The sequence below is a fragment of the Streptomyces sp. NPDC006551 genome (genome assembly GCF_040611675.1).
Lineage (GTDB): Bacteria > Actinomycetota > Actinomycetes > Streptomycetales > Streptomycetaceae > Streptomyces.
Genome location: NZ_JBEXOT010000062.1, coordinates 1 through 25511, shown reverse-complemented (window position 1 = coordinate 25511; position 25511 = coordinate 1). Strand labels below are relative to the sequence as shown.

The following is a 25511-nucleotide window of genomic DNA, read 5'->3' as shown; positions in this document are numbered from 1 at the left end:
GCTCGGTACTCGGTACGTCAGTCCAGCGGTACGGACCTGCGCAGCGGATCGCGCAGGTCCGTGCCGTGCGTCAGCCAGCGCTCCTCCAGCGCCTTCGCCCCGTGGACCCGCTTCCAGGCGGCCTCGTTCGACGTCATCGGCAGCAGCGGCAGGAAACGCACCGGATCCATCGGCTCGTCGAGCTCCAGATCCTCCACCAGCCCGCCCGGCTCCGCCACGAGCACCGAGCTGAACGGGGCCCCCGGCCAGAGGGGTTCACCGACGTCGAGGGAGGCGCCGGCGGCCACGATCACCCCCTCGACCTGCGGGGTCGAGGCGAGGACCGCGAGCGGGCGCAGCACCTTGTCGGTGTCGGCGACCCCCGCCCGTACCGAGAGGACCAGCTCCGCGCGCGGGCCCTTCACCGGGTCCGCGAGCGCCGCCGTGGGGTCGGCCATCGGCTGCGCGGACATGCCGAGCGTCGCGTACCGCACCACGTCACCGTCGACGAAGCGCAGCACCTCGACGCGGTCCGTACCGAGGAACGTCACCGCGGCCCGCGCGTCCGGTTCACCGAGCGCCGTACGCAACCGGGCCTCGACCAGAGCAAGAACTTCTCCCATGCCGCGAGCATAAAGCTCGTATGGATCGGGCAGGGGAAGGGATTGACCCTCTGTCGGCTGATAGTCTTGGCCGCTGGTCGGGACTCCCGACTACACGTCACAAGTCATCCCCCACGGGGGACCGGCCGGAGGAGGTGGGGCTGCGGTGGATCGAAGTCGATCGGGCAGTACCAACCGCTCTTCCGCCCCGCACCCGAGCCCGGTGCGTTTCTCCCGTTTCCGGTGATTCGAGGCCCGTTTCCGCGGCCCGGTCACCCGGCATCGCGCACGACGGAAGAGCACTTCGCCTTTGCCTGTCTGTAGCGAACGCCGTCACCGCGATCCCGCGGTGCCGCCCGCTTTGCGGACGTAGGACATCAGGTCCACGCCCCCATTCCGGGCTGTGCCACGCCTCGCCGGCGGCTCCGACGTGAAGGAGCAAGCCATGTCGATGATCCGTGACCTGCGCGCCGCGGTCCGCCCGTCCCTGCGGCCCTCCCTGCGCAAGCCCAGCACCGCCTACGCGGCGTACGACTCGACCCGCGACCCCTCGGCCTCCAGCGCCGTCGTCGACTGCGCCGTCTACCGCGACGGCGGCCGGGTGGACGACCTCACCTGTCTGACCCCGCGCGGCGCGATGCGTGAGGTGCGGGAGGGCGGGGGCTTCGCCTGGATCGGTCTGCACGAGCCGACCGAGGCCGAATTCGCCGGTATCGCCGCGGAGTTCGGGCTCCACCCGCTCGCCGTCGAGGACGCCGTCCACGCCCACCAGCGGCCCAAGCTGGAGCGGTACGACGACACCCTCTTCACGGTCTTCAAGACCATCCACTACGTGGAGCACACCGAACTCACCGCCACCAGCGAGGTCGTCGAGACCGGCGAGGTGATGTGCTTCACCGGCCCGGACTTCGTCATCACCGTCCGGCACGGCGGGCAGGGCTCGCTGCGCAACCTCCGCCACCGCCTCCAGGGCGAGCCCGAGCTGCTCCGCAAGGGCCCCTCGGCCGTCCTGCACGCCATCGCCGACCATGTCGTCGACGGCTACATCGCGGTCGCCGACGCCGTCGAGCTCGACATCGACCAGATCGAGATCGATGTCTTCTCGCCGCCCGCCAAGGGCTCCACGCGGGGTGCGGACACCGGCCGGATCTATCAGCTCAAGCGTGAGGTCCTGGAGTTCAAGCGGGCCGTCTCCCCGCTGCTGCGTCCGATGCAGCTGCTGAGCGAGCGCCCGATGCGGCTGGTCGACCCCGACATCCAGAAGTACTTCCGGGACGTCGCCGACCACCTCGCGCGCGTACAGGAGCAGGTCGTCGGCTTCGACGAGCTGCTGAACTCCATCCTCCAGGCCAACCTGGCGCAGGCGACCGTCGCGCAGAACGAGGACATGCGCAAGATCACCTCCTGGGCGGCGATCGTGGCCGTCCCGACGGCGGTGTGCGGCGTGTACGGCATGAACTTCGACCACATGCCCGAGCTGCACTGGAAGTACGGCTATCCGATGGTGCTGCTCGGCATCACGGCGATCTGTTTCACCATCCACCGCACCCTGAAGCGCAACGGCTGGCTCTAGGGGGTGTCTCGTCGATCAGGCCGGATCAGCGAGCGGTGTCTGGTGCGTGCGATCGCAAGGCGGAGGAGGGAGTCCACGCGGAGCGTCGACGACCGACGACAACGCGGCAAGCGTGCGAGCCAGGCGTCGCGAGCCCGGCAAGATCGGCGGGACACCCCCTAGGGGGTGTCCCGGCCCCTGGATAAGCTGCGGGCATGACGGAAACGCTGCTCGGTCCCGCCCTCGTCGAGGAGGCCACCAAGAAGTCGGGCCTCATCTGGGTCCGGGGCGACGCTCCGGCCGCCGCCCGCGCGCTGTGGCACGTCTGGCACGACGGTGCGGCGCACGTCGTGGGCGACGGCCCCGGCGAGCAGCCGCTCCCCGGTCTCGTCGCGGGCTCCACGGCCGAGGTGACGGTCCGCAGCAAGGACAAGGGCGGCCGGATCGTCGCCTGGACGGCGGCGGTGAGCGAGCTGGCTCCCGGCACCGAGGCGTGGGACGCGGCGGTCGCCGAGCTCAAGGGCAAGCGTCTGAACGCGCACGACGGAGAGGCGATGCCGGAGCGGTGGGCGCGGGAGTGCCGGGTGCTCCGCCTGACCCCCCTGGACTCCACGACGGACCTGCCGGACGGGTCCCTGGCCGCCGCCCCGCTCCCGTCCGAGGCGATCACGAGGCGCCCCGCGCCGGCGGCGCTCCCCCGCCTGCTGTTCAAGCGGCGCAAGCGCTGACCGGCCCCGGACCCCGAGACACCCCCTACGTCCGGGGCAGCTGTTTGCCGTAGTCCAGGGTCTGGCCCGCGGCCGGCTCCTCCAGCGGGAAGTCCTTGTCCCACTCGGAGAGCACCACCACGCCCGCTCCCCCGCCCCGCGCGAACCGGAGCGGGAACGGGGTCCCGTCCAGCGAGACGTCCAGCGTGCCGCCCTCGCCGTCCTCGCCGCCCTTGACCTTGACCGTACGCATGCCGCCGATCTTGTCGCGGTCGCCCTTCACGACCTCGCCGTGCAGGCCGATGAGCCCGTCGAGGAGCAGGTCCATGTCGGTGAAGCCGCGCAGCTGCTTGTACGAGGGGTCGTCCTGCGGCACCTTCACGTACATGTCGTCGAGCTTGTCGGCCGCCTCGCTGTCCGCGTCGCCGTCCTCGTCGCTCGGCGACTGTGACGGCTTGTCGTCGTGCGCCCAGAAACCCGCGTCGGCCTTCAGATAGAGCGCTTCACCGATCCGCAGCAGCTCGAAGGTGCTGTTCTTCGTCGTCACGGAGCCGCTCGCGCCGTCGTGCTTGAGCCGCATGTTCAGCTTGTACGTGCCGCCCTTGCTGACCAGCGTCCCGGCCAGCCGTACCGACTTCGCCGCGTCCGCCGCCGACTGGGCCTTCTCCTCGATGGCCGTGGCGGAGAGCTTCCCCACCCCGTTCGTCCCCTCGTCCGGGTCCGCCGCGCAGCCGGCGAGCGTCGCCACCGTCAGCCCGGCGGAGAGCGCCATGGGCAGCACGGCCCTGCGGATACGCGATGGCGGAGGGAGAGCGGTCACCTGCGCTGCCTCTCGTGTCAGGGTGGGGGGGAACGGGGCAGTCCGCAGCGTACCCGGGTCGCGAGCCGCCGCCGCAGGCAGCCGTACGGGCGCCCTGCCGGGGCGCTCCGCAAGGGCACGGGCTAGCCTGAACCCGGCATACCTCAGCAATGACCCGAATCGTGCGACATCGAGGAGGCGCGTGGCATGGTGGCAGGCGCCCCCCGGATCTTCGTCTCGCATCTCGCCGGCGTGCCCGTCTTCGATCCCAACGGCGACCAGGTCGGCCGGGTCAGCGATCTCGTCGTCATCCTCCGGGTCGGCCGCCGGCCGCCCCGGCTGCTCGGCATGGTCGTCGAGGTGCTCAGCCGCCGCCGGGTCTTCGTCCCCATGACCCGGATCACCGGCATCGAGTCTGGCCAGGTGATCACCACGGGTGTGGTGAACATGCGGCGTTTCGAGCAGCGCCCGACCGAGCGGCTCGTCCTGGGCGAGCTGCTCGACCGACGGGTGCGCCTGGTCGAGAGCGGCGAGGAGGTCACCGTCCTCGACGTGGCCATCCAGCAGCTTCCGGCGCGCCGCGACTGGGAGATCGACAAGGTCTTCGTACGGCGGGGCAAGGGCGGGGCGCTGCGGCGCAAGGGAGAGACGCTGACCGTCGAGTGGTCGGCGGTGACCGGGTTCTCCCTGGAGGAGGAGGGGCAGGGCGCCGAGAACCTGGTCGCCACCTTCGAGCGGCTGCGCCCGGCCGACCTCGCCAACGTGCTGCACCACCTCTCCCCCAAGCGGCGCGCCGAGGTCGCCGCCGCCCTCGACGACGACCGGCTCGCCGACGTCCTCGAGGAGCTGCCGGAGGACGACCAGATCGAGATCCTCGGCAAGCTGAAGGAGGAGCGCGCCGCGGACGTCCTGGAGGCCATGGACCCCGACGACGCGGCCGACCTGCTCTCCGAGCTGCCCGAGGAGGACAAGGAGCGGCTGCTCACCCTGATGCGGCCGGACGACGCCGCCGACGTGCGCCGACTCCTCGCGTACGAGGACCGGACCGCGGGCGGTCTGATGACCACCGAGCCGATCGTGCTGCGGCCCGACGCCACCGTCGCGGACGCCCTGGCCCGGGTACGGCAGCAGGATCTCTCCCCGGCGCTCGCGGCGCAGGTGTACGTGTGCCGGCCGCCGGACGAGACGCCGACGGGCAAGTACCTGGGCACGGTGCACTTCCAGCGGCTGCTGCGGGATCCGCCGTTCACGCTGGTCAGCTCGCTGGCCGACAGCGATCTGCCGCCGCTCTCCCCGGACACCCCGCTGCGCGCCGTCACCAGCTATCTCGCCGCGTACAACATGGTCGCCGCGCCGGTGGTGGACGAGAGCGGGTCACTGCTGGGGGCGGTCACCGTCGACGACGTACTCGACCATCTGCTGCCGGAGGACTGGCGGGAGACGGAGTTCCACGAGGAGGAGCCCGAGCATGCCGGCTGAGCGCACGCAGGAACGGGAGAGGGAGCGGGAACGCGAGCGGGAGCGGTCCATGCCCCGGATCCGGCTGGATCTGCCGCGCGAGCGACGCGCCAGGCTGCTGCCGGAGTACGACCCCGAGGCGTTCGGGCGCATCTCGGAGCGGATCGCCCGTTTCCTGGGGACCGGGCGGTTCCTGGTCTGGATGACCTTGACGATCATCGTCTGGGTGCTGTGGAACGTCTTCGCGCCGCCCTCGCTGAAGTTCGACGAGTATCCGTTCATCTTCCTGACGCTCGCCCTGTCGCTCCAGGCCTCGTACGCGGCGCCGCTGATCCTGCTCGCCCAGAACCGGCAGGACGACCGGGACCGGGTCAACCTCGAACAGGACCGCAAGCAGAACGAGCGGTCGATCGCGGACACCGAGTATCTGACCCGGGAGATCGCGGCGCTGCGGATGGGTCTGGGCGAGGTGGCGACCCGCGACTGGATCCGTTCGGAGCTCCAGGACCTGATCAAGGAGATGGACGAGCGCAGGGACGGCCACCGGGAGCATCTGGAGCCCCGGGATCTATTCCCTCCGGGCGGCGATCACAGAAGTGACGTACCCGACCGCTGACGGGTCTTTCCGGGCCGGGTGGTTCGCGCCGTACCATCGTCGGTATGGCTACGGAAGACGCGGTGCGTGAAGCACTGGCGACGGTGAACGACCCCGAGATCAACAAACCGATCACCGAACTCGGCATGGTCAAGTCGGTGGAGATCGGATCCGACGGCAGGGTCGCCGTCACGGTCTACCTCACCGTCTCCGGCTGCCCGATGCGCGACACGATCACCCAGCGCGTCACCGACGCGGTCTCCCGGGTGGAGGGCGTCTCCGGCGTCGACGTGACGCTGGACGTGATGAGCGACGAGCAGCGCAAGGAACTGGCCGCGGCGCTGCGCGGCACGACGGCCGAGCGTGAGGTGCCCTTCGCCAAGCCCGGTTCGCTGACCCGCGTGTACGCGGTCGCCTCCGGCAAGGGCGGCGTCGGCAAGTCCTCCGTGACCGTCAACCTCGCCGCGGCGATGGCGGCCGACGGGCTGAAGGTCGGTGTCGTCGACGCCGACATCTACGGACACTCGGTGCCCCGCATGCTGGGCGCGGACGGCCGTCCGACCCAGGTCGAGAACATGATCATGCCGCCGTCCGCGCACGGGGTGAAGGTCATCTCCATCGGCATGTTCACGCCGGGCAACGCCCCGGTCGTGTGGCGCGGCCCGATGCTGCACCGCGCGCTCCAGCAGTTCCTCGCGGACGTGTACTGGGGCGACCTGGACGTCCTGCTGCTCGACCTGCCGCCGGGCACCGGCGACATCGCGATCTCGGTGGCCCAGCTGGTCCCGAACGCGGAGATCCTGGTCGTCACCACTCCGCAGCAGGCGGCGGCCGAGGTGGCCGAGCGGGCCGGCTCGATCGCCGTGCAGACGCACCAGAAGATCGTCGGCGTCGTCGAGAACATGTCGGGCCTGCCGTGCCCGCACTGCGACGAGATGGTGGACGTCTTCGGCACCGGCGGCGGCCAGAAGGTCGCGGACGGCCTGACGAGGACCACGGGCGCGACGGTGCCGGTCCTCGGCTCGATCCCGATCGACGTCCGCCTGCGTGAGGGCGGCGACGAGGGCAAGCCGGTCGTCCTGACCGATCCCGACTCCCCGGCCGGCTCGGCGCTCCGCACCATCGCGGGCAAGCTGGGCGGCCGCGCGAGGGGCCTGTCGGGCATGAGCCTGGGCATCACCCCGCGCAACAAGTTCTGAGAAAGGGCGCCGCTCACGACGAGCGGCGCCCTTCTTCGTGCCCGGTCGCCGTCAGGCGTCGTAGGCGCTCAGGTCCTTCACGGTCGCGAAGCCGAGCCCGTACGCGCTCATCCCCCGTCCGTACGCGCCCAGATGGACCCCCGCCCGGGTCTCACCGGCGAGCACCCACCCGAATTCGGACTCCCGGTAGTGGAACGGCATCGGCTCGCCGTCCACGGGCAGCGACAGCGACGACCACTCCGCTCCCTCGAGGTCGTCCGCCAGCTCGAACGCCGTCTCCGTCTGCTGGTCCAGCCACTCGTCCCGGAGCGCGTGGTCCAGCTGCGCCGGCCAGGTGTACGCGAGAAGCCCCGAGCCGGCCAGCCAGGCCGCGGAGGAGACCGTGGTGGCGTCCAGCACCCCCGTACCGTCGCCCGAGCGCCGCACCGGGCTCGCGGCGACCGTCACGACGACCGCGAAGCGCTCCTTCTCGGCCCCACTCGCGTCGGACTTTATGGACGGCTCGTCGCCGTGGCCCATCGACCCGTGCTGCACGGTCCCGTCCGCCGCCGTGCCGACCTGCATCAGCCAGCGCGGTCCGGTGAACGCGTCGTCAAGGCCGTACCAGGCGAAGGGTGCCCGCAGATAGGCCTCGGCCGTGCGCCGGGCTGATGGCAGTCCCCCCAGCCGACTCGTCGTCTCCATATCGGCCGCCTCCTCGTTGCGTCGTGTCCGCGTCGGCGGACAACAGATGGAGGATAGCCACCGGGTTGCACCAGGTTGTGTCAGGTCGCGTCGGAGTCGTACGGCGGTCGCTCGCCGGTGTCGGGCTTGTCCTGCTTCTTCTTGAGCAGATCGGGCGAGCCTCCCCCGTGGCCTTCGGCACGGGAGGTGCCCCCAACGGCCACCGGAATGGAGGACGCCGCGGAGATCTCCGGCTCACGGCCGTTCACCGCGTCGGCGACCTCGTTCATCTCCTTCTTGAGGTCGAAGCTGCTGCGCAGCTCCTTGAGCTCGTTGAAGTCCTCGTTGCCCTCCAGCTGCTTGCGCAGGAAGGTCTTCGGGTTGAGGTCCTCGAACTCGAAGTCCTTGAACTCCGGCCCCAGCTCCGTGCGGATGTCCTGCTTCGCGCTCTCCGAGAAGTCGCGGACCTTTCGGATGAAGCGCGAGACGTCCTGGATGACCTTCGGCAGCTTCTCCGGTCCGAAAATGAGCACAGCGAGGACCACGAGCGTCACGAGCTCGAGTATGCCTAGGTCGTTGAACACCTTGCTGCTCCTTCACGGGGTCCGGGGCCCGCTCCACGGTACCCGCCGAAACTGCCGGGCGGGTACCGTGCGGCGTCCACCACATGGCGCTCAGGTGCCCTGCGAGGAACCCAGCGTCAACGTCTTGGTCTGCTCCTTGCCTCCGCGCAGCAGCGTCAGCTCCAGCCGGTCGCCGGGACGGTGGGCGCGGATCTTCACGATCAGCTCCTCGCCGTTGTGGACCCGCTGGCCGTCGACCTTGGTGATGACGTCGCCGGGCCGGATGCCCGCCTTCGCGGCCGGGCCGCCCGGGGTGACGGACGGCGAGCCGTCCTTGCCCTTCTCGCCGACCCGGGCGCCGTCGCCGCTGAACTGCATGTCGAGGCTCACGCCGATGACGGGGTGGGAGGCCTTGCCGGTGTTGATGAGCTCCTCGGCGACTCGCTTGCCCTGGTTGATCGGGATGGCGAAGCCGAGCCCGATGGAGCCGGACTGGGCGCCGCTCTCGCCGCCCGTGCCGTCACCGGCGGCGCGGATGGCGCTGTTGATGCCGATGACACGGGCCTTGGAATCCACCAGCGGGCCGCCCGAGTTGCCCGGGTTTATCGGGGCGTCGGTCTGCAGGGCGTCGACATAGCTGACGTCGCTGCCGTCGCCCTTCTCGCCGCCCGCCGTGATGGGGCGCTCCTTGGCGCTGATGATGCCGGAGGTGACGGTGTTCTGGAGGTCGAAGGGGGCGCCGATGGCGACGACCGGGTCGCCGACGCGGACGTTGTCGGAGTTGCCGAGCGGCAGGGGCTTGAGGCCCGAGACGCCGGTGACCTGGACGACGGCGAGGTCGTAGCCGCTGTCCTTGCCGACGAGTTTGGCGCTGGCGGTCTCACCGCTGCTGAAGGTGACGGAGATGTCGCCGGGGGACGTGGCCGAGTCGACCACGTGGTGGTTGGTGAGGATGTGGCCCTTGGTGTCCAGGACGAAGCCGGTGCCGGTGCCCGAGGAACCGGCACCGCTGACGTGGAGGGTGACCACGCTCGGCAGCGCGCTGGCGGCGATCCCGGCGACGCTGTCCGGGGCGCGGCCGGAGTTTTCGGGGCCGGCCTGGGGCAGCTCGACGGTGGTGATGCCGCCGTTGCGCTCGACGTACGCGCCGACGGCGCCGCCCAGCACGCCGGTGGTCAGGGCGAGCACCAGGGCGCCGACCAGACCGATGGCACGGCGGCGCCGCGGCTTGGCCGCGACGGGGGCGAGGCTTCCGGGCGAGCTCCAGGGGTCGTACTGCACCCACTGCCCCGCGGGCCGCGGAGCCATCGGCTGCGGCGGTATCGGCGCCGGCGGTACGGGTGCCGGAGGTACGGGCGCCGGAGGTACGGGCGCCGGCGGGGCGGCGGTCGGCACCGGCCGCTGCACGGGCGGCGCGGGCGCCCAGGGCCCGGGCCCGCCGTAGGGCGGCGTCCGGTACTCGTCCGGCTCGTGGAGCGGCTGGGGCTGGGGCTGCGCCGGAGCCTGCGGGTCGCTCTGGTTCGGTACGTGCGGGGCGGCACCGGGCGTCACGTCGACCGACGGGACGGCGGGCTTCGCCAGGTACTCGGCCGACCGGGCCTCGGGCGCGGTCTGCGGGCTCTCCGGCGAAGCCGACCCGGCCTCAGGCGTGGCCTGCGGACGCCCCGGCGTCACCGACGGGACGTCAGGAGCCGACGGCTGGGTGGCCGGTGTCGTGGGCGGGGCGTCGGGCGCGGCAGCCTGGGCCTCCGGGGCCGTAGGCGCTGCCGTCCGGACCTCCAGCGCCGAATCCGGCGCGGCGAACGCCGCAGCCTGGGCCTCCGGGGCCGTAGCCGCTGCCGTCCGGACCTCCTCGGGCGATTCCGAAGCGGCGGGCGCTGCCGTCCGGGCCTCCGGCGCGGCGAGCGCGGTCGCCCTCGCCTCCGGCGCCGAATCCGGGCCCTCCGGGGCCGTGGGGGCGGCCAAGGTGAAGTCGCCCTGGTCCGCTGCCGGCGGCTCCGGTGTCGCCGCCGGTGGCGTGCTCGTAGGCCGGCTCCACCACTTCGGCTTCTGCCCGGTGGGCTTCCCGTCGTCCATGCTCTCCCCGCAACAGCTGACCTGTCCGCGCCCCTGCCTCGGGCGCCCCTGCCCTGGATTCAACCAGGTTCGGGCTCAGCGGTGTGCGGTGAGCGGGGTCGCCGACGAGCTCGGGCCCGTTCGGTGGGCCGTCGGCGGGGTGACCGGCGGGCCCGCGGTCGGGAGCGGTCCGGGCGCGTAGGCCCGCTGCACGGCCGGTCCCGTGGGGCGTATGAACGGCGAGAGCGCGAGCAGCGACGGTGTGGGCGGCACCTGGAGCTGCAAGGCCACCACGGGGGCCTGCCCACCGGACGGGACGGCACCGGGCACCAGCGGGCCGGGCACGACGGTGCCGGGCGCCGAGGCGACCCCCGTCAGCGTGGCGGCGGTGTCCGCGGCCGACCGCTCTCCGGAGCGCGTCCCACGACCGGCGCCCGTGCCGGCGTTCGTACCCGTGCCCGGGCCCGTACCGGCACCGCCGGACCGCAGCGGGGTCACGGTGTTCCCCGTGCCCTCGCCTCGCGCGCTCGCGTTCATGGACGCCTCCAGCGGCAGGGCGCCGCCGAGGGCGATGGCCGCGAAGGAGACCGCGCTGGCCGCGGCGATGCCGAAGCGGCGTCCGCGCCAGTTCGACCGGTCCTGGTCGGCCCGGGGGCCGACCTCGTGGATACGGAAGCCGGAGTGCGGGGAGACGGCCGCGGCGGTCGCGAAGCCGTCGGACTTCACCCCCGGGCCCCCGCTCGGTCCGCCCAGGCCGAAGAGGTCGTCGAAGGGCGCCCCCCGGCGCTCCTCACCCCCCGGATCACCCGGTCCTCCGGGCAGCCCTTGGAGGCGGGCGAGGAACCCTTCGGAGGGCGGCGGGGGCGCGGTGGAGGCGAAGACGCTCTTCAGCCTGCGCTGGGCGTCGGCCTCCGCCTTGCATTTGGCGCAGGTGGCGAGGTGCGCGAGGACCCGCTCGCGGGCGTCGTGCCCCAGCTCGCCGTCGACCAGTGCGGCGAGCCGGTCCCCGAGGTGGTGCTCCGCGGGGGTCGGGCCGACAGGACGTGTACCGCTCACGCCGTCCCGCCCTCCCAGCCGACGGCGGCCAGCGCGCGCTCCGCCCGGGCCTCGGGCGAGCGGTGCTTCAGCGCCTTGCGCAGATGGGAACGGCCGCGGTGGATACGGCTGCGGACCGTGCCGAGCTTCACGCCGAGCGTGGCGGCGATCTCCTCGTAGGAGAGTCCTTCGATGTCGCAGAGGACGACCGCGGCCCGGAACTCGGGCGCGAGGGTGTCGAGGGCCTGCTGCACATCGGCGTCGAAGTGGGTGTCGTTGAACGCCTGCTGCGGCGACGGCTCCCGGCTGGGCAGCCGCTCGGCCGCGTCGTCGGCGAGCGCGTCGAAGCGGATCCGCTGCTTGCGGCGGACCATGTCGAGGAAGAGGTTGGTGGTGATGCGGTGCAGCCAGCCCTCGAAGGTGCCCGGCGTGTACGTCGACAGCGAGCGGAAGACGCGGACGAAGACCTCCTGCGTCAGGTCCTCGGCGTCGTGCTGGTTGCCGGTCAGCCGGTAGGCGAGGCGATAGACCCGGCCACTGTGCGTGCTGACGATCTCCTCCCATGTGGGCGGAGTCCACGCCTGCGATTCCGCATCCGATGCGAAGGTCGCGGTGGTGGGTGCGGCGTCGGCGGTGTGGAAACGGTCAGCGGTGTCGGTCACGGATTTCGGCTCACCCGCCGACCCGAGAAGGCGCCGAAGCACTCCTCTCCGATCCACAGGCGCAGCCGCACCTCCCCTGTCGGCTCTGGTGGTGTCCAGCGGAGCCCCTACCATAGCCACCTCGCCCGTTAGCTCCGGATAAGAATCTTTACGCGAATTTGGGGACGGTCACCCGCTGCCCTCGGTCGCGTTCTCACCCTCTAGGAACGCACGGTCCCATCTGCGGGTTCCCGCACGCAGCGGATACAGTCACCGTTGCGCCAACTACGGGGACAGGAGAGGGCCATTACCGCCAACCGGCAGACGAGCTGGGCGTTCGCCGACGCCTTTGTCGCCGAGGACGAAGCGCTGCGCTGGGCCCGTGAGCGGGCCCGGGAGGCAGGGCTGCCCTCGGTGTCACCGGGCACCGGCGCCGCTCTGCGTCTGCTCGCCGCCACGGCGGACGCGAAGGCGGTGGCGGAGATCGGTACGGGCACGGGCGTGTCCGGAATCTATCTGTTGCACGGGATGCGGCCGGACGGGGTACTGACCACGGTCGACCTGGAGCCGGAGCGCCAGCAGTTCGCGAAGACGGCGTTCCGGGCGGCCGGCTTCGCCGGGAACCGGGCGCGGTTCATCCCCGGCCGCGCCCTGGACGTACTCCCGCGGCTGGCGGACGGCGGGTACGACCTCGTGTTCTGCGACGGCGACCGGCTGGAGGGCCTGGACTACCTCGCTGAATCGTTGCGCCTGCTGCGACCGGGGGGTCTGGTCTGCTTCGAGGGCGTCTTCTCGGACGGCCGCACGGTCGACTCGGCGGCCCAGCCGGCGGAGGTGCTGCGGGTGCGGGAGCTGCTGCGGGCGGTCCGGGAGAGCCAGGAGCTGCTGCCGACCCTGCTGCCGGTGGGCGACGGCCTGCTGTGCGCGGTACGCCGGGGACAGCCCGCCGGATAGGCGGTTCCGGCGAGGCGGCCCGGATGGGACAAGAAGGCGAGCGGGGCGCGAAGGCGAGCGAAGTCCCGGAAACACCTCTGCCCCGGCGCGGTGGGAACCGTGCCGGGGCAGAGGCGGGAAATCCTGGCGTTGTCGCGTCAGCCGACTACCTGCTTCAGGGCGTCGCCGAGGGCTTCGGCCTCGTCCGGGGTCAGCTCGACGACAAGCCGACCGCCGCCTTCGAGCGGAACGCGCATGACGATGCCCCGCCCCTCCTTGGTCACCTCGAGCGGGCCGTCGCCCGTCCGCGGCTTCATGGCCGCCATGCTCGTTCCCCTTCCTGAAACCAGCTCATCTCAGCCGACGGCTCCTGTTGAGGAGCATGCGTCACCGGCGTCGAACACATTGCTTCCAGGTCATTATCCCGCATCAGAGGACCCGATGACCAACAGCGGGCTGCATCGCTTGTGCAACGCGCTCTCTCAAAACCGCCTATTTCGGCGATCCGCCTGCGATACTTCGCCGCCACTTCACCGCCTGTCTTTGACGCAGGTCACATGCGCGGGGTGGGTGATCTCCGCCATCCTGGGGGTCCCCCGGGCGAAGTCCGGGGTCAAGGACGTGAAGACGCGAAGGGAAGCCGCGATGGCCGACACCGTGCTGTACGAAGTGAGCGACGGGCTCGCCACGATCACGCTCAACCGGCCCGAGGCCATGAACGCGATGAACGTCGAGGCGAAGGTCGCTCTGCGGGACGCGGTGGAGGCGGCCGCGGCGGACCCGGCCGTGCGGGCGGTACTGCTGACGGCGGCTGGCGACCGGGCGTTCTGCGTGGGCCAGGACCTCAAGGAGCACGTGGGCCTGCTGATGACGGACCAGGAGTCCGGGACCCAGGTCACCATGAACACGGTGCGGGACCACTACAACCCGATCGTGCGGGCCCTGACCGGCATGCGGAAGCCGGTGGTGGCCGGTGTGAACGGCGTCGCGGCGGGGGCGGGCTTCGGTTTCGCGCTGGCGGCGGACTACCGCGTGGTCGCGGACACGGCGGCGTTCAACACCTCGTTCGCCGGGGTCGCGCTCACGGCAGACTCGGGAGTGTCGTGGACGCTGCCGCGGCTGATCGGCGCGAGCCGCGCGTCGGACCTGCTGCTCTTCCCGCGCTCCATCGGCGCGCGGGAGGCGTACGAGCTCGGCATCGTGAACAAGCTGGTCCCGGCGGACTCACTCGCCGAGGAGGCCGCGAAGGTGGCCCGGAGGCTCGCCGAGGGGCCGACGGTGGCGTACGCGGCGCTGAAGGAGTCGCTGGCCTACGGGGCGGACCACTCGCTGGCGGAGGCGCTGGAGAAGGAGGACGAACTCCAGACGAGGGCGGGCGCGTCGGAGGACCACACGATCGCGGTCCAGGCGTTCGTCGCCAAGGAGAAGCCGAAGTACCTGGGACGCTGACGCGGACCACCGCCGGGGGCGGCGGCTCGCCGCCCCCCGCTCACACGCCGCGGGCCACACAGTCCTTCAGATGGTCGTCGACCAGGCCGCAGGCCTGCATCAGGGCGTAGGCCGTCGTCGGGCCGATGAAGCGCAGCCCACGCTTCTTGAGCGCCTTCGACAGGGCCGTCGACTCGGGCGTGACCGCCGGGACGTCCGCCGTCGTCAGGGGGGCCGGGCGGGCCGCCGGGTCCGGGGCGTACGACCAGATCAGCGCGTCCAGCTCCCCCGGCGCCCACTCCGCGAGCACCTTGGCGTTGGCGAGCGTCGCGTCGACCTTGGCGCGGTTGCGGATGATCCCCTCGTCCAGCAGGAGCCGCTCGCGGTCCGCCTCGCCGAACTCCGCCACCGAGGCGATCTCGAAGTCGGCGAAGGCCCGCCGGAACCCCTCGCGCCGGCGCAGGATCGTGATCCACGAGAGTCCGGACTGGAAGGCCTCCAGGCACAGCCGCTCGAACAGCGCGTCGTCACCGCGGACCGGCCGCCCCCACTCCTCGTCGTGGTAGGTGACGTAGTCCGGGGTCGACAGTCCCCACGGGCAGCGCAGCCGGCCGTCCGGGCCCGCGATCGCCTCGCCGGTCATCGCGACTCCTCCTCGTCCTCGGGGGCCGCGCCCGCGAGTTCGGCCTCCAGCTCCGCGATCCGCGCGTCCCGCTCCGCGAGCTCCGCGCCCAGCCGGCCGAGGACGTCGTCCACGTCCGCCATGCGGTAGCCCCGTGCCGCGACCGGCAGGCGGAGCGCCTCGATGTCGGCGCGGTCGACCGGGCGGGCCGCCGGGAGGGGGTCCACCAGCCGCTCCGGCGCCACCTCGGGCAGCACCTCGCTGTCGCCGCCGCCGACCACCGCCAGAGTGACCGCCGCGACGACCACGACCATCGCGATCAGCAAAAACCAGAACACCAGCGCGCGCCTCTCCGGAGGTGGAAAACGTCCCGTGCCGATCGTGCCATGCGCCACCGACGGTTAGGGTCGCAGGCGAACGGACGCGAGGGAGGACATAAGGGATGCTGCGCTTGGGACGGCGTGAATTCGGGCCGCACGAGCCGGTGATCATGGCGATCGTGAACCGGACCCCGGATTCCTTCTACGACCAGGGTGCCACCTTCCGTGACGAGCCCGCCCTCGCCCGCGTCGAGCAGGCCGTGTCCGAGGGTGCCGCCATCATCGACATCGGCGGAGTGAAGGCGGGCCCCGGCGAGGAGGTGTCGGCCGAGGAGGAGGCGCGCCGCACGGTCGGTTTCGTCGCGGAGGTACGGCGTCGGCATCCGGACGTCGTGATCAGCGTCGACACCTGGCGCGCCGATGTCGGCGAGGCGGTCTGCGAGGCCGGCGCGGACGTGCTCAACGACGCGTGGGGCGGTGTCGACCCGGGCCTCGCCGAGGTCGCGGCCCGTCACGGCGCCGGTCTCGTCTGCACCCACGCGGGCGGCGCGGAGCCGCGGACGCGCCCGCACCGGACCGAGTACGAGGACGTGATGGCCGACATCCTGCGGGTGACCGTCGGTCTGGCCGAGCGGGCGGTCGCCCTGGGCGTGCGCCGTGACGGGATCATGATCGATCCGGGTCACGACTTCGGGAAGAACACCCGGCACAGCCTGGAGGCGACCCGGCGGCTCGGCGAGATGACGGAGACGGGGTGGCCGGTGCTTGTGTCCCTGTCCAACAAGGACTTCGTCGGGGAGACGCTGGACCGGCCGGTGAAGGAGCGGGTGTTGGGGACGCTGGCGACGACCGCGGTCTCGGCGTGGCTGGGAGCGCGGGTGTACCGGGTGCACGAGGTCGCCGAGACGCGGCAGGTCCTCGACATGGTGGCGTCCATCGCGGGGCACCGCCGGCCCGCGGTGGCGCGCCGCGGGCTGGCGTAGCGGCGTCTCCGCCGATCTCGCCGGGTGCGCGGCGTGATCGACGGGACACTTTCCCGTCCTAGCGGCCCGTCTCCTTGGACACGAGCGCCACCGCCTCGTTCACGTCGTCCGTCACGTGGAACAGCAGCAGGTCCCGCTCCGACGCCTTGCCGCCGGCCACCACCGAGTCGCGGAGCCAGTCGACGAGGCCCTTCCAGTACTCCGTACCGAAGAGCACGATCGGGAAGCGGGTCACCTTCCGGGTCTGGACGAGGGTCAGCGCCTCGAACAGCTCGTCCAGGGTGCCCAGTCCGCCGGGGAGGACCACGAAGCCCTGGGCGTACTTCACGAACATCGTCTTGCGGACGAAGAAGTAGCGGAAGTTCACGCCGATGTCGACGTGCGGGTTGAGTCCCTGCTCGAAGGGCAGCTCGATGCCGAGGCCCACGGAGACGCCCTTGGCCTCCCGAGCGCCCTTGTTCGCGGCCTCCATCGCGCCGGGGCCGCCGCCCGTGATCACCGCGAAGCCGGCCTCGACGAGGGCGCGGCCGAGGCGGACGCCGGCTTCGTACTCGGGTGTGCCGGGGCGTGTCCGGGCCGAGCCGAAGACGCTGATGGCGCTGGGCAGTTCGGCGAGCGCGCCGAAGCCCTCGACGAATTCGGACTGGATGCGCATGACCCGCCAGGGGTCGGTGTGCACCCACTCCGAGTCGCCCTCGGTGTCCAGCAGACGCTGATCCGTGGTGCCGGACTGGACCTGGTCCCTGCGTCGCAGCACCGGCCCCAGCCGCTGCTCCTCCGGCTTCCACGCTCCCTCGGGGACACCCATGGCCTGCTCCCTCCACCGATCACTGATCTTCTGGTTCGGTCAGGGTAGGTCCCCAGACGTGACAAAAAGCGAAATTACGCCTGTCGGTCAGTGAGCCAGTCGCGGAGCCGTGCCTCGCAGTGGCGGATCCTCTCGACGACCACGTGCTCGTCGCGCTTGTGCGCGTACAGAGGGTCACCGGGGCCGTAGTTGACGGCGGGCACGCCGAGCGCGCTGAAGCGGGCGACGTCCGTCCAGCCGAACTTGGGCAGGGCGGTGCCGCCGACCGCCTCCATGAAGGCCGCCGCGGCCGGGTGGGAGAGGCCGGGCAGGGCACCGCCGCTCTCGTCGTCGATCACGAACTCGGCGACCCCGCAGTCGGCGAAGACCTCGCGGACGTGCGCGACCGCCTCGGCCGGGGAGCGGTCGGGGGCGTAGCGGAAGTTGACGGTGACCGTGCAGGCGTCGGGGATGACGTTGTTGGCGACACCGCCCTCGATCCGTACCGCGTTGAGGCCCTCGTGGTACTCCAGGCCGTCGATGACCGGCTTGCGCGGCTCGTAGGCGGCGAGCCGGGCGAGGATCGGGGCGGCGGCGTGGATGGCGTTGGAGCCCATCCAGGAGCGCGCCGAGTGGGCGCGTTCGCCCTCGGTGCGCAGGAGGACCCGCAGGGTGCCCTGGCAGCCGCCCTCGACCTGGGCGTTGGAGCCTTCGAGGAGGATGGCGAAGTCGCCCTCCAGCCACTCGGGGTGCGCCTCCGCGACCTTCCCGAGGCCGTTGAGGTGGGCGGCGACCTCCTCGTTGTCGTAGAAGACGAAGGTGAGGTCGCGGTTGGGCTCGGGGACGGTGGCGGCGATGCGGAGCTGCACGGCGACGCCGGACTTCATGTCGGAGGTGCCGCAGCCCCACAGGATGCCGTTCTCGTCGAGCCGCGAGGGGACGTTGTCGGCGATCGGGACGGTGTCGATGTGACCGGCGAGGATGACCCGCTCCGAGCGGCCGAGGTGGGTGCGGGCCACCACGTTGTTGCCGTACCGGTCGACGGTGAGGTGGGGAAGGGCGCGCAGGGCCTCCTCGATGGCGTCGGCGAGCGGCTTCTCGGTGCCGCTGACCGACGGGAAATCGACGAGCGCGGCGGTGAGTGCCGGCCCGTCCTGTGCGAGGTCCAGGGGAGCGTTGTCAGCCATGTGCCGACCCTAACCCGGCCTCCAGTACGGTTGGCCCCGTGTCCGAGTCCGCCTCCTTCCCCGGCCGAAACCGCCGCTCCAGCCGTCGCGGCCGCCTTGCCAGACACACGGCCGCCTTCGCCGTGCTGCTGGGTGTGGCCGCCTATGTGGCCGTGCACTACGTCACGGGCGGCGGAGGCGCCCCGCGGTGCAGTGTGGGCAGTGGTGAGAACACCTACGAGTTCACTCCGGAGCAGGCGTCGAACGCCGCCACCATCTCCGCCGTGGGCACGACCCTCGGCATGCCGGAGCGGGCGGTCACCATCGCCCTGGCGACGGCGCTGCAGGAGTCGGCGCTGCGCAACATAGAGCACGGCGACCGTGATTCGCTGGGGCTCTTCCAGCAGCGCCCCTCGCAGGGCTGGGGCACTCCGGAGCAGATCCTGGACCCGGTGTACTCCTCGGGGAAGTTCTACGAAGGGCTGGAGAAGGTCCCGGGCTATTCGCGTCTCCCGCTGACCGTGGCGGCGCAGAAGGTGCAGCGCAGCGGGTTCCCGCAGGCGTACGCGAAGCACGAGCCGGACGCGGCGCTGCTCTCGGCCGCGCTGACGGGCCGCTCGGCGGCGGCCCTGCGCTGTACGACGAGTCCGGCCAAGGAGGGGCTGCCGGGCGATCCGGCGAAGGTGCGGTCGGAGCTGGTCCGGGCCTTCGGGGAGAAGGTGGCGCCGAAGACGGGCGTGGGCGGCTCGGAGAGCGCGGGGGCTCGGGCCGGTACCGCGTCGGCGGAGCTCGCGGTCCCGGTGCGGGCGACGACGACCGGTTCGCAGGAGCGGCGGGGCTGGGAGATCGCGCACTGGGCGGTGGCGCGGGCGGACTCGCTGCGGATCGCGGAGGTCGCGTACGCGGGCAAGGTCTGGCGCGCGGGCGATGTCTCGGGTGCGTGGATGACGGCCGCGAAGCCGGCGTCCGATGCCGTCTCCCAGGCGGACCCCGGCTCCGGAAGCGTCCGAATTCGTCTCGCACAGTAGCCGCGCACCCGTACGGGAATTCACCCGACGGTGGCATGGGCCGGGAACTCCGGTCAGGAATTCATCCCCGCTCCCACCTGGCCGTTCGACGGTCTGTCATGTCACGGCAATTCCCTTGCGAGGCAAGGGAAGTGACGGTTCGGCACGGGCCGGGACAATGACGCGTTCGTCCATTTTCCTCCCACCCGACAATACGACGCATTGCCAAGTCTTTACCTTCGGTCGCCGCAACCTCACCCTCCCCCGAACCGGTTGTCACTGCGTCCGAACGCCGGACACCGCAATGTCCTCTCCGTCGAAGGAGCACCATGTCCCTCCCCCTGACCCGTCGGATCGCCCGCGCCGCCCTCCTCGTCGCGGCCGGCGCAGCCCCCGTGGTCGGTGCGGCCGGCTCCGCAAGCGCCCTGGACCACAGCCTGGCGCCCACCGGCGCCCTCTCCGGCATCACCTCGCTCGACGGCGAGAATGTCGGCGACACCGTCGACAGCACCTCGAAGACCGCCACCGGGCTCGCCGGCAAGACCGGTGGCAAGACCGTCGGCAAGGCCGTCGGCGAGGCCGGCGAGACCGCCACTCCCCTCGCGGGCGAGACCGCCGGCACCGCGGGCGAGGTCGTCGGCGGGACCGCCGGCGGCGGCGTGCCGTCTCTGGGCGGCCTGCCGATCGGCGGCTGACCGCCACCGCACACACGCGAAGGGCCCGGGGAGCACCGCCCCCCGGGCCCTTCGTCCGTCTCGTCAGCCGAGGCGCTTGACCGCCGCCTCGACCCGCTCGTCGGTGGCGGTGAAGGCCACACGGACGAACCGCTCCCCCGCCTCCCCGTAGAAGTCCCCCGGCGCCACCAGGATGCCGAGTTCCGCCAGGTACGCCACCGTCTCCCAGCACGGCTCGTCCCGGGTCGCCCACAGGTAGAGGCTGGCCTCGCTGTGCTCGATCCGGAAACCGTGCGCCTCCAGGGCCGACCGCAGGGCCGTGCGCCGCGCCGCGTAGCGCTCGCGCTGCTCGGCCACATGCCGGTCGTCGCCCAGCGCGGCGACCGTGGCGGCCTGCACCGGGGCGGGCGTCATCATGCCGCCGTGCTTGCGGATCAGCAGCAGCTCGGCCAGGACGTCGGCGTCGCCCGCGACGAACGCGGCGCGGTAGCCGGCCAGGTTGGACCGCTTGGACAGCGAGTGGACGGCGACGATGCCCTCGTACGTACCGCCGCAGACGTCGGGGTGCAGGACGGAGACCGGGTCGGCCTCCCAGCCCAGCTCCAGGTAGCACTCGTCGGAGAAGACGAGAATGCCGTGCTCGCGCGCCCAGGCCACGATCCGGGTCAGCTCGTCCTTGCCCAGGACCTTGCCCGTGGGGTTGGACGGCGAGTTCAGCCACAGCAGCTTCAGACCGGCCGGGTCGAGCTCCGTAGGGTCGTCGTAGACGACGGGGGTGGCGCCGCAGAGCCGCGCGCCGACCTCGTACGTCGGGTAGGCGAGCCGCGGGTACGCGACCCGGTCCCCGGCACCGAGCCCCAGCTGGGTCGGCAGCCAGGCCACCAGCTCCTTCGAGCCGACCACCGGAAGGACGTTCCGGTGGGAGAAGCCGACCGCGCCCAGGCGCCGCTCGCACCAGCCCGTCAGCGCGTCACGCAGCTCGGTGGTCCCCCACACCGTCGGATAGCCGGGCGAGTCGGCCGCCGCGACCAGCGCCTGCCGGATCAGCTCCGGCACCGGGTCGACCGGGGTGCCCACGGACAGGTCCACGATGCCGTCCGGGTGGGCCGCCGCCGTCTTCTTGTACGGCTCCAGCTTGTCCCAGGGGAAGACGGGCAGGCGCGAAGAGACGGCGCCCGAGACTGCGCTCACGAGTTGGCTCACTTCCTCGTACGTACGGAAAACGCGTCGGTCCCGTACAGCGGGCGAGGCCGTACGGGACCGATGGCGGGTTGATCAGCCGTTCTGCGGCGGCAGAGCGGCGATGAAGGGGTGGTCACGCTCGATCAGGCCGAGCTTGGAGGCACCACCGGGCGAACCGAGCTCGTCGAAGAACTCGACGTTCGCCTTGTAGTAGTCCTTCCACTCCTCCGGGGTGTCGTCCTCGTAGAAGATGGCCTCGACCGGGCAGACCGGTTCACAAGCACCACAGTCGACGCATTCGTCCGGGTGGATGTACAAGGACCGGGAGCCCTCGTAGATGCAGTCGACGGGGCACTCCTCGATGCATGCCTTGTCCTTGACGTCGACACAAGGCTGCGCGATGACGTAGGTCACGCTGTCGTTCCTCCTCGGTAGGGCTGGTCTGCGCGGGAGCGCGGCGTCGTCGATGCCCGCCCCTAGTATCTCCGTTCTTGGGGACGATCCGAACAGGAGGGGCGGAGAAGCTGTGGAATTCACCGCTGGAGGACGCCTTGAGGTGCGCCTCACCCACGCTGACGTGGGAAAACGTGTCTCAGTTCGGTACGTGACGGGCTCGGCCGGCCAGGGCGAGAGGTTCACGGACGCGGTCGGGGTTCTCACATCGTGGGACGCGGGTGTGCTGCTGATCACACGCAGGACCGGTGAGAGCGTCCGGATCGCGGAATCCTCCCTGGTCGCGGGGAAGGTCGTGCCCTCCGCGCCGGCCCGCAGACGAGGGCCGGCGGCCTCCTTCGAGGAGCTGGCGCGGGTCACCGCGCGCGCCTGGGAGCCGGTGGAGAGCGAGCCGCTCGGGGAGTGGACGCTGCGGGCGGCGTCCGGATTCACCCGCAGGGCGAACTCGGTCCTGCCTCTCGGCGATCCGGGGCTGCCGCTCGACGCCGCCCTGGCGCGCGTGCGGGAGTGGTACGCCGTGCGGGACCTCCCGGCGTACATCCAGACGGCGACCGGCGCCGAGGGCACCCAGGAGCTGCTCTGCGCGGAGCTGGAGCGGCGCGGCTGGCGGTCGGAGGTCTCGGCCGAGGTACGGACCGGCGGCCTCGCCCCGGTCGGTGACCTCGACGCGGACGTGGACCGGGTCCGGCTGTCCCGCTCCGTGGACGACTCGTGGCTCCGGCGGTACCAGCGGTTCGGTGAGCCCGGCGCCCATGTGCTGAAGGTCCTGGGGAGCGGCCCGAGTGTGTGGTTCGCGTCCGTACCGGGCACCGGAGACATACCGGCGGCGATCGGACGCTGTGTGGTGGACGGCCGCTGGGCCGGGTTCCTGGCAGTGGAGGTCGACCCGGCGTACCGGCGCCAGGGGCTCGCCACCGCCGTCATGGCGGCGCTCGCGCGCCGGGCGCTCGACGAGGGCGCCTCGGCGGCCTGGCTCCAGGTGGAGACGGACAACGACGGAGCGCGGGCGATGTACGAGGCCATGGGCTTCGCGGTCCACCACCACTACCACCATTACCGAGCGGCGGAAGAGTGACGGACGTGACCGACTGGCGGCAGGAGTTCGCGGAGGAGGCCCGGGCACGGCGGCCGGACCTCGCGCGGCTCTGCCTGCTGATCGGCGCGGTCGCGGACCCGGCGGTGACCCGGACGGACCTCGACGCGGCGGAGATCGAACTGGACCGGCTGGCGGGCGAGCTGCCGTACGGCGCCCGGTCCGCGGCGGACTGGGTGACGGCGCTCGCCCGGCTGCTCGGCGGGCGGTACGACTTCCAGGGCACCCCGGCCGACTACCAGCGGCTGGAGTCCTCGCTGCTGCACGAGGTCCTGCGGCGCCGGCGGGGCCTGCCGATCCTCCTCTCCGTCGTCTGGATGGAGGTCGCCCGCCGGGCGGGCGCGCCGGTGTACGGCCTCGGCCTGCCCGGCCACTTCGTGGTGGGCTTCGGCGACCCGGCGGAGCAGGTCTTCGCGGATCCCTTCGCCGGAGGCCGGTCGATGACGGGCGTGGACGCGGAACTCCTGGTCGCGGGGGCGACGGGCGCGCCGCTCGAACCGTCGATGCTGCGCCCGGCGACCTCGCTGGACATCGTCCTGCGCATCCTGAACAACATCCGCGCCTGGGCCTCGCCCCGCCCGGAACGCTCCGGCGTCGCCCTGTGGGCGGTGGAGCTGTCCCTGATGCTGCCCTCGCACCCGGCGCGGCTGCGCTACGAACACGCGGAGCTGCTGGTGCAGCGGGGAGAGTTCCTCGCGGGGGCGGCGGAGATGGAGGCGTACGCCTCGGTGGTCGACGCGATCGAACCGAGCGCGGCGGCCTCGATCCGCCAGCGGGCACAAGCGGCCAGGGCCCTGCTGAACTGACTGACCGTCATGGGGGGCGCAACCGCCGGAGACGGGCCGACCGGCGGGTGCTAGGTTGCGCGCTGTACACATCCTGATCGCACAAGGGGGAGCGCGTGAGCACGGAGCAGAGCGGTGGCACAGGTGCCAGCCGGAGGAGCGTCCTGACGGCGGGTCTGCTGGTGGCGGCCGGAACGCCGCTGCTGAGCAGCCTGGCGACGGGCACCGCCCACGCCACGGGCGCGAACGACCGTTTCGCGTCCAACACCGAGCTGTACAAGTACTTCCGGGGGACGGCCGACACCGCCGACGGCGAGGGCTACGACTTCGGCCGCCGCTACAAGCGCCACGAGCTGCTCGACTCCGAGAAGGCCACGACCGGGCCGTCGGCGCTGACGACGATCCTCGCGATCCACGGCGGCGGCATCGAGATCGGTACGAGCGAGCTGTGCCTGGGCGTCGCCGGTTACAACCCGAACCCGAACCCCAAGCCGGAGGACGGCCCGCTCCTGTTCCCCGGCGGGCCGCTGTACGACTACTGGATGTTCGAGGGCATGCGGTCGAGCGGTCAGACCTACCCGGACGGCTCGCCCAAGACCAACGGCGAGCTGCACGTGACGTCCATCCACTGTGACGACCACGTGGCGCTCTCCATGACGGCCGGCAGCCTCAACACCCTGAGCCTGCACGGCTGCACGTGGGAGAACGCCAACCCGGGCAAGGTGTGGAGCGGCCAGAACCGCGAAGGCGTGGTCATCGGCGGCCGGAGCACGGCGCTGAAGCAGCGGCTCACCCACCATCTGAGCCCGCACTTCGCCATCTTCCCCGGCGACGGCGACGTCGACGGCACGGCCACCGCGAACATCTGCAACCGCACGATGCTCGGCGAGGGCGCCCAGCTGGAGCTGACCACGGAGCTCCGCAAGAGCCTGTTCGTCGACTCGTCGAGCGCGACCAAGCGCGCGGAGACCTGGAACACCCGCTTCAAGCTCTTCGCCGCCGCGTGCCGCTCGGCCGTCGCCGACGTGGAGGCCACCCAGCGGGCCGCCCGCCTGCTCTGACCGTCCGGGCCACCGCGCTCTCCGGGGCGTCACTCCACGTCGGTCAACGGCGGAATCGTCCAGCGCAGGACGGTTCCGCCTGCGCGGGGTTCGAGGGTCGCCGGATAGACCTGCCCACCGGCGCGTTCGGCGTGGTGGCGTACGGAGTGATCGCCCGGGTCCCAGCCGAGGCCGAGGACCTTGCAGCCGGCGAGGTCGACGAGGCCGTCGAGAAGGGGGCGGGGCCAGGAGGCCCGCTGGAGTCGGTAGTAGTCGGTGTGAGGCTCCAGAGAGGACACCAGCCCCTTGCCGGGGCCCTTCTCGACCCAGGCCGCGAGCCGATCGGCTTTGTCGATGAGAACGAGCAGCAGATGTGCATCACTTCGGGAGGCACCTGCTTCCAGCTCTGTTCGATGTTCATGGCCTGGGCAGCACAGCTCCGGGGTGAGGCAGCCGCGATGGGTGTTGCCCCTTCTGCCAGCATGCTGCCGTGACAGACACACGTGATCAGCGTCCCGCCGAAGCCACTCTCGAATTCCTGCGCTCCGCGTTTCCGCCGGAATGGCGCGAGCCGGCGCTCGGACATGAAGCCGTCGCGGACTGGGAGCAGGAGAACGGGGTGGTCCTCCCGGAGCCGTACAGGACGTTCATCGCGGAGATCAGCAACGGGTCGAGCCTGGGGCCCGCTGGCGACGGCGGTCTCCAGCCGCTCGGCTGGCTGCCCGACACGTGGCCTGACCTTGGCCCGCGGCAGCCAGGAGAACCGTTCCCCCTGGAAGCGGCCTGGCCTTGGGAGGACGATGAGAGTGTCGACCCCGAGGACCCGCGGATCGACGCCGCATTCAACAAGGGGTCCATCGTTCTCGGGTCCGAGGACGGACAGTCGTTCTGGCTCCTGCTGACCACCGGCCCCCGCCGCGGCGAGGTGTGGATGATCGCCGACGTCGGCGCCGTCCCGGCGCCCGGCGACCAGGCATGGGGCTTTGAGGAGTGGGTGCAGCGCTGGCACACCGGCAACGACTGGTGGGACTGAACGCTCCGTACTGACCGGCCGCAGGTCACGGGCTGTTCGAATCCCGGGTGCCTCCCGAAGTGGGGTTCTGGCTCACTTTCCGTGGAGTGTGCACGCTGAGTGACGGTTGTCGAGCGAGCGAGCCCTTGGGAAGTTGCCCGGAATTGAGCCGTACCGG

Annotated in this window: 28 protein-coding genes and 1 pseudogene; 14 read left to right on the top strand and 15 right to left on the bottom strand. The window is 71.7% G+C overall.

Going from position 1 to position 25511, the window contains the following annotated elements; genetic code table 11:
* Window positions 1–17: 17 nt before the first annotated feature.
* Complete coding sequence (locus ABZY12_RS32130; protein WP_356896595.1) at window positions 18–602, bottom strand: suppressor of fused domain protein; 585 nt, start codon at window positions 600–602, stop codon at window positions 18–20.
* A 424-nt stretch (window positions 603–1026) separates the two neighbouring features.
* On the opposite strand from ABZY12_RS32130, the gene ABZY12_RS32125 reads away from it, so the two are divergent.
* Together ABZY12_RS32125 and ABZY12_RS32120 are read left to right on the top strand one after the other, a co-directional pair.
* Window positions 1027–2154, top strand: a complete 1128-nt coding sequence (locus tag ABZY12_RS32125; RefSeq protein ID WP_356896593.1) for a magnesium and cobalt transport protein CorA — start codon at window positions 1027–1029, stop codon at window positions 2152–2154.
* A 194-nt stretch (window positions 2155–2348) separates the two neighbouring features.
* The gene (locus ABZY12_RS32120) at window positions 2349–2861 is read left to right on the top strand and encodes a hypothetical protein (protein WP_356896591.1); all 513 of its coding nucleotides are present in this window, start codon (window positions 2349–2351) and stop codon (window positions 2859–2861) included.
* A 25-nt stretch (window positions 2862–2886) separates the two neighbouring features.
* Here ABZY12_RS32120 and ABZY12_RS32115 read toward each other — a convergent pair whose 3' ends face one another.
* The gene (locus ABZY12_RS32115; RefSeq protein WP_356896589.1) at window positions 2887–3660 is read right to left on the bottom strand and encodes a hypothetical protein; all 774 of its coding nucleotides are present in this window, start codon (window positions 3658–3660) and stop codon (window positions 2887–2889) included.
* Between the two features lie 186 nt (window positions 3661–3846).
* Here ABZY12_RS32115 and ABZY12_RS32110 point away from each other — a divergent pair, with 186 nt between their 5' ends.
* Genes ABZY12_RS32110 through ABZY12_RS32100 form a run of 3 tightly spaced genes read left to right on the top strand, consistent with a single transcriptional unit; the run spans window position 3847 to window position 6891 of the window.
* Window positions 3847–5118, top strand: a complete 1272-nt coding sequence (locus ABZY12_RS32110) for a CBS domain-containing protein (protein ID WP_356896587.1) — start codon at window positions 3847–3849, stop codon at window positions 5116–5118.
* A complete protein-coding gene (locus tag ABZY12_RS32105; protein WP_356896585.1) occupies window positions 5108–5713 on the top strand; it encodes a DUF1003 domain-containing protein in 606 nt (201 codons plus the stop codon). The genes ABZY12_RS32110 and ABZY12_RS32105 overlap by 11 nt, the downstream gene beginning before the upstream one ends.
* A gap of 44 nt (window positions 5714–5757) precedes the next feature.
* Window positions 5758–6891: an Mrp/NBP35 family ATP-binding protein gene (locus ABZY12_RS32100; RefSeq protein WP_356896583.1), complete on the top strand. Its 1134-nt coding sequence runs from the start codon at window positions 5758–5760 to the stop codon at window positions 6889–6891.
* Window positions 6892–6942: 51 nt separating this feature from the next.
* On the opposite strand, the gene ABZY12_RS32095 is transcribed toward ABZY12_RS32100, so the two are convergent.
* The 5 genes from ABZY12_RS32095 to sigE form a co-directional block, all read right to left on the bottom strand.
* Window positions 6943–7575 (bottom strand): hypothetical protein, encoded by a 633-nt coding sequence (locus ABZY12_RS32095; protein WP_356896581.1) that lies wholly within the window; start codon window positions 7573–7575, stop codon window positions 6943–6945.
* 80 nt (window positions 7576–7655) lie between these two features.
* Window positions 7656–8138, bottom strand: a complete 483-nt coding sequence (locus ABZY12_RS32090; protein WP_356896579.1) for a sec-independent translocase — start codon at window positions 8136–8138, stop codon at window positions 7656–7658.
* A gap of 90 nt (window positions 8139–8228) precedes the next feature.
* Window positions 8229–10193 carry a trypsin-like peptidase domain-containing protein gene (locus ABZY12_RS32085; RefSeq protein ID WP_356896577.1) on the bottom strand — a complete coding sequence of 655 codons (1965 nt, stop codon included), beginning with the start codon at window positions 10191–10193 and terminating at the stop codon, window positions 8229–8231.
* 75 nt (window positions 10194–10268) lie between these two features.
* Window positions 10269–11228 carry a zf-HC2 domain-containing protein gene (locus tag ABZY12_RS32080; protein WP_356896575.1) on the bottom strand — a complete coding sequence of 320 codons (960 nt, stop codon included), beginning with the start codon at window positions 11226–11228 and terminating at the stop codon, window positions 10269–10271.
* Complete coding sequence (sigE, locus tag ABZY12_RS32075) at window positions 11225–11983, bottom strand: RNA polymerase sigma factor SigE (RefSeq protein WP_356896573.1); 759 nt, start codon at window positions 11981–11983, stop codon at window positions 11225–11227. Before sigE ends, ABZY12_RS32080 begins: the two co-directional genes overlap by 4 nt.
* Window positions 11984–12124: 141 nt before the next feature.
* On the opposite strand from sigE, the gene ABZY12_RS32070 reads away from it, so the two are divergent.
* Entirely contained in the window at window positions 12125–12802 is a 678-nt protein-coding gene (locus ABZY12_RS32070; protein WP_356896571.1) for an O-methyltransferase, read from the top strand.
* 137 nt (window positions 12803–12939) lie between these two features.
* Here ABZY12_RS32070 and ABZY12_RS32065 read toward each other — a convergent pair whose 3' ends face one another.
* Window positions 12940–13107 carry a DUF3117 domain-containing protein gene (locus ABZY12_RS32065; protein WP_006346801.1) on the bottom strand — a complete coding sequence of 56 codons (168 nt, stop codon included), beginning with the start codon at window positions 13105–13107 and terminating at the stop codon, window positions 12940–12942.
* 319 nt (window positions 13108–13426) lie between these two features.
* Here ABZY12_RS32065 and ABZY12_RS32060 point away from each other — a divergent pair, with 319 nt between their 5' ends.
* A complete protein-coding gene (locus ABZY12_RS32060; RefSeq protein WP_356896569.1) occupies window positions 13427–14230 on the top strand; it encodes an enoyl-CoA hydratase-related protein in 804 nt (267 codons plus the stop codon).
* 40 nt (window positions 14231–14270) lie between these two features.
* Here ABZY12_RS32060 and ABZY12_RS32055 read toward each other — a convergent pair whose 3' ends face one another.
* Entirely contained in the window at window positions 14271–14852 is a 582-nt protein-coding gene (locus tag ABZY12_RS32055) for a DNA-3-methyladenine glycosylase I (RefSeq protein WP_356896567.1), read from the bottom strand.
* A gap of 26 nt (window positions 14853–14878) precedes the next feature.
* Window positions 14879–15169 (bottom strand): annotated as a pseudogene (locus tag ABZY12_RS32050) (DivIVA domain-containing protein); the annotation flags it as partial.
* Between the two features lie 104 nt (window positions 15170–15273).
* Here ABZY12_RS32050 and folP point away from each other — a divergent pair.
* A complete protein-coding gene (gene folP, locus ABZY12_RS32045; protein WP_356896565.1) occupies window positions 15274–16134 on the top strand; it encodes a dihydropteroate synthase in 861 nt (286 codons plus the stop codon).
* A 58-nt stretch (window positions 16135–16192) separates the two neighbouring features.
* On the opposite strand, the gene ABZY12_RS32040 is transcribed toward folP, so the two are convergent.
* Entirely contained in the window at window positions 16193–16942 is a 750-nt protein-coding gene (locus ABZY12_RS32040; protein WP_356896563.1) for a TIGR00730 family Rossman fold protein, read from the bottom strand.
* Between the two features lie 74 nt (window positions 16943–17016).
* A complete protein-coding gene (gene dapE / locus ABZY12_RS32035; RefSeq protein ID WP_356896561.1) occupies window positions 17017–18108 on the bottom strand; it encodes a succinyl-diaminopimelate desuccinylase in 1092 nt (363 codons plus the stop codon).
* 38 nt (window positions 18109–18146) lie between these two features.
* Here dapE and ABZY12_RS32030 point away from each other — a divergent pair, with 38 nt between their 5' ends.
* Window positions 18147–19115 carry a hypothetical protein gene (locus ABZY12_RS32030; protein ID WP_356896559.1) on the top strand — a complete coding sequence of 323 codons (969 nt, stop codon included), beginning with the start codon at window positions 18147–18149 and terminating at the stop codon, window positions 19113–19115.
* Window positions 19116–19423: 308 nt separating this feature from the next.
* Window positions 19424–19789 (top strand): ATP-binding protein, encoded by a 366-nt coding sequence (locus ABZY12_RS32025; protein WP_356896557.1) that lies wholly within the window; start codon window positions 19424–19426, stop codon window positions 19787–19789.
* Window positions 19790–19852: 63 nt separating this feature from the next.
* Here the strand turns inward: ABZY12_RS32025 and ABZY12_RS32020 are convergent, their stop codons facing one another.
* Entirely contained in the window at window positions 19853–20959 is a 1107-nt protein-coding gene (locus tag ABZY12_RS32020) for a bifunctional succinyldiaminopimelate transaminase/glutamate-prephenate aminotransferase (RefSeq protein ID WP_356896555.1), read from the bottom strand.
* Between the two features lie 84 nt (window positions 20960–21043).
* The gene (fdxA, locus tag ABZY12_RS32015; protein WP_003985062.1) at window positions 21044–21364 is read right to left on the bottom strand and encodes a ferredoxin; all 321 of its coding nucleotides are present in this window, start codon (window positions 21362–21364) and stop codon (window positions 21044–21046) included.
* A 112-nt stretch (window positions 21365–21476) separates the two neighbouring features.
* On the opposite strand from fdxA, the gene ABZY12_RS32010 reads away from it, so the two are divergent.
* From ABZY12_RS32010 to ABZY12_RS32000, 3 genes are all read left to right on the top strand, one after another.
* The gene (locus ABZY12_RS32010) at window positions 21477–22478 is read left to right on the top strand and encodes a GNAT family N-acetyltransferase (RefSeq protein ID WP_356896553.1); all 1002 of its coding nucleotides are present in this window, start codon (window positions 21477–21479) and stop codon (window positions 22476–22478) included.
* Window positions 22475–23302, top strand: coding sequence for a transglutaminase-like domain-containing protein (locus ABZY12_RS32005; protein WP_356896551.1), 828 nt, complete (start codon window positions 22475–22477; stop codon window positions 23300–23302). Before ABZY12_RS32010 ends, ABZY12_RS32005 begins: the two co-directional genes overlap by 4 nt.
* A 95-nt stretch (window positions 23303–23397) precedes the next feature.
* A complete protein-coding gene (locus ABZY12_RS32000) occupies window positions 23398–24342 on the top strand; it encodes a poly-gamma-glutamate hydrolase family protein (protein WP_356896549.1) in 945 nt (314 codons plus the stop codon).
* Between the two features lie 29 nt (window positions 24343–24371).
* Here the strand turns inward: ABZY12_RS32000 and ABZY12_RS31995 are convergent, their stop codons facing one another.
* Window positions 24372–24620, bottom strand: coding sequence for a hypothetical protein (locus ABZY12_RS31995; RefSeq protein WP_356896547.1), 249 nt, complete (start codon window positions 24618–24620; stop codon window positions 24372–24374).
* Window positions 24621–24811: 191 nt separating this feature from the next.
* Between ABZY12_RS31995 and ABZY12_RS31990 the strand changes: the two genes are divergently transcribed.
* On the top strand, window positions 24812–25354 hold the full coding sequence (locus ABZY12_RS31990; RefSeq protein ID WP_356896545.1) for an SMI1/KNR4 family protein: 543 nt from the start codon (window positions 24812–24814) through the stop codon (window positions 25352–25354).
* The last annotated feature ends 157 nt before the right edge of the window (window positions 25355–25511 follow it).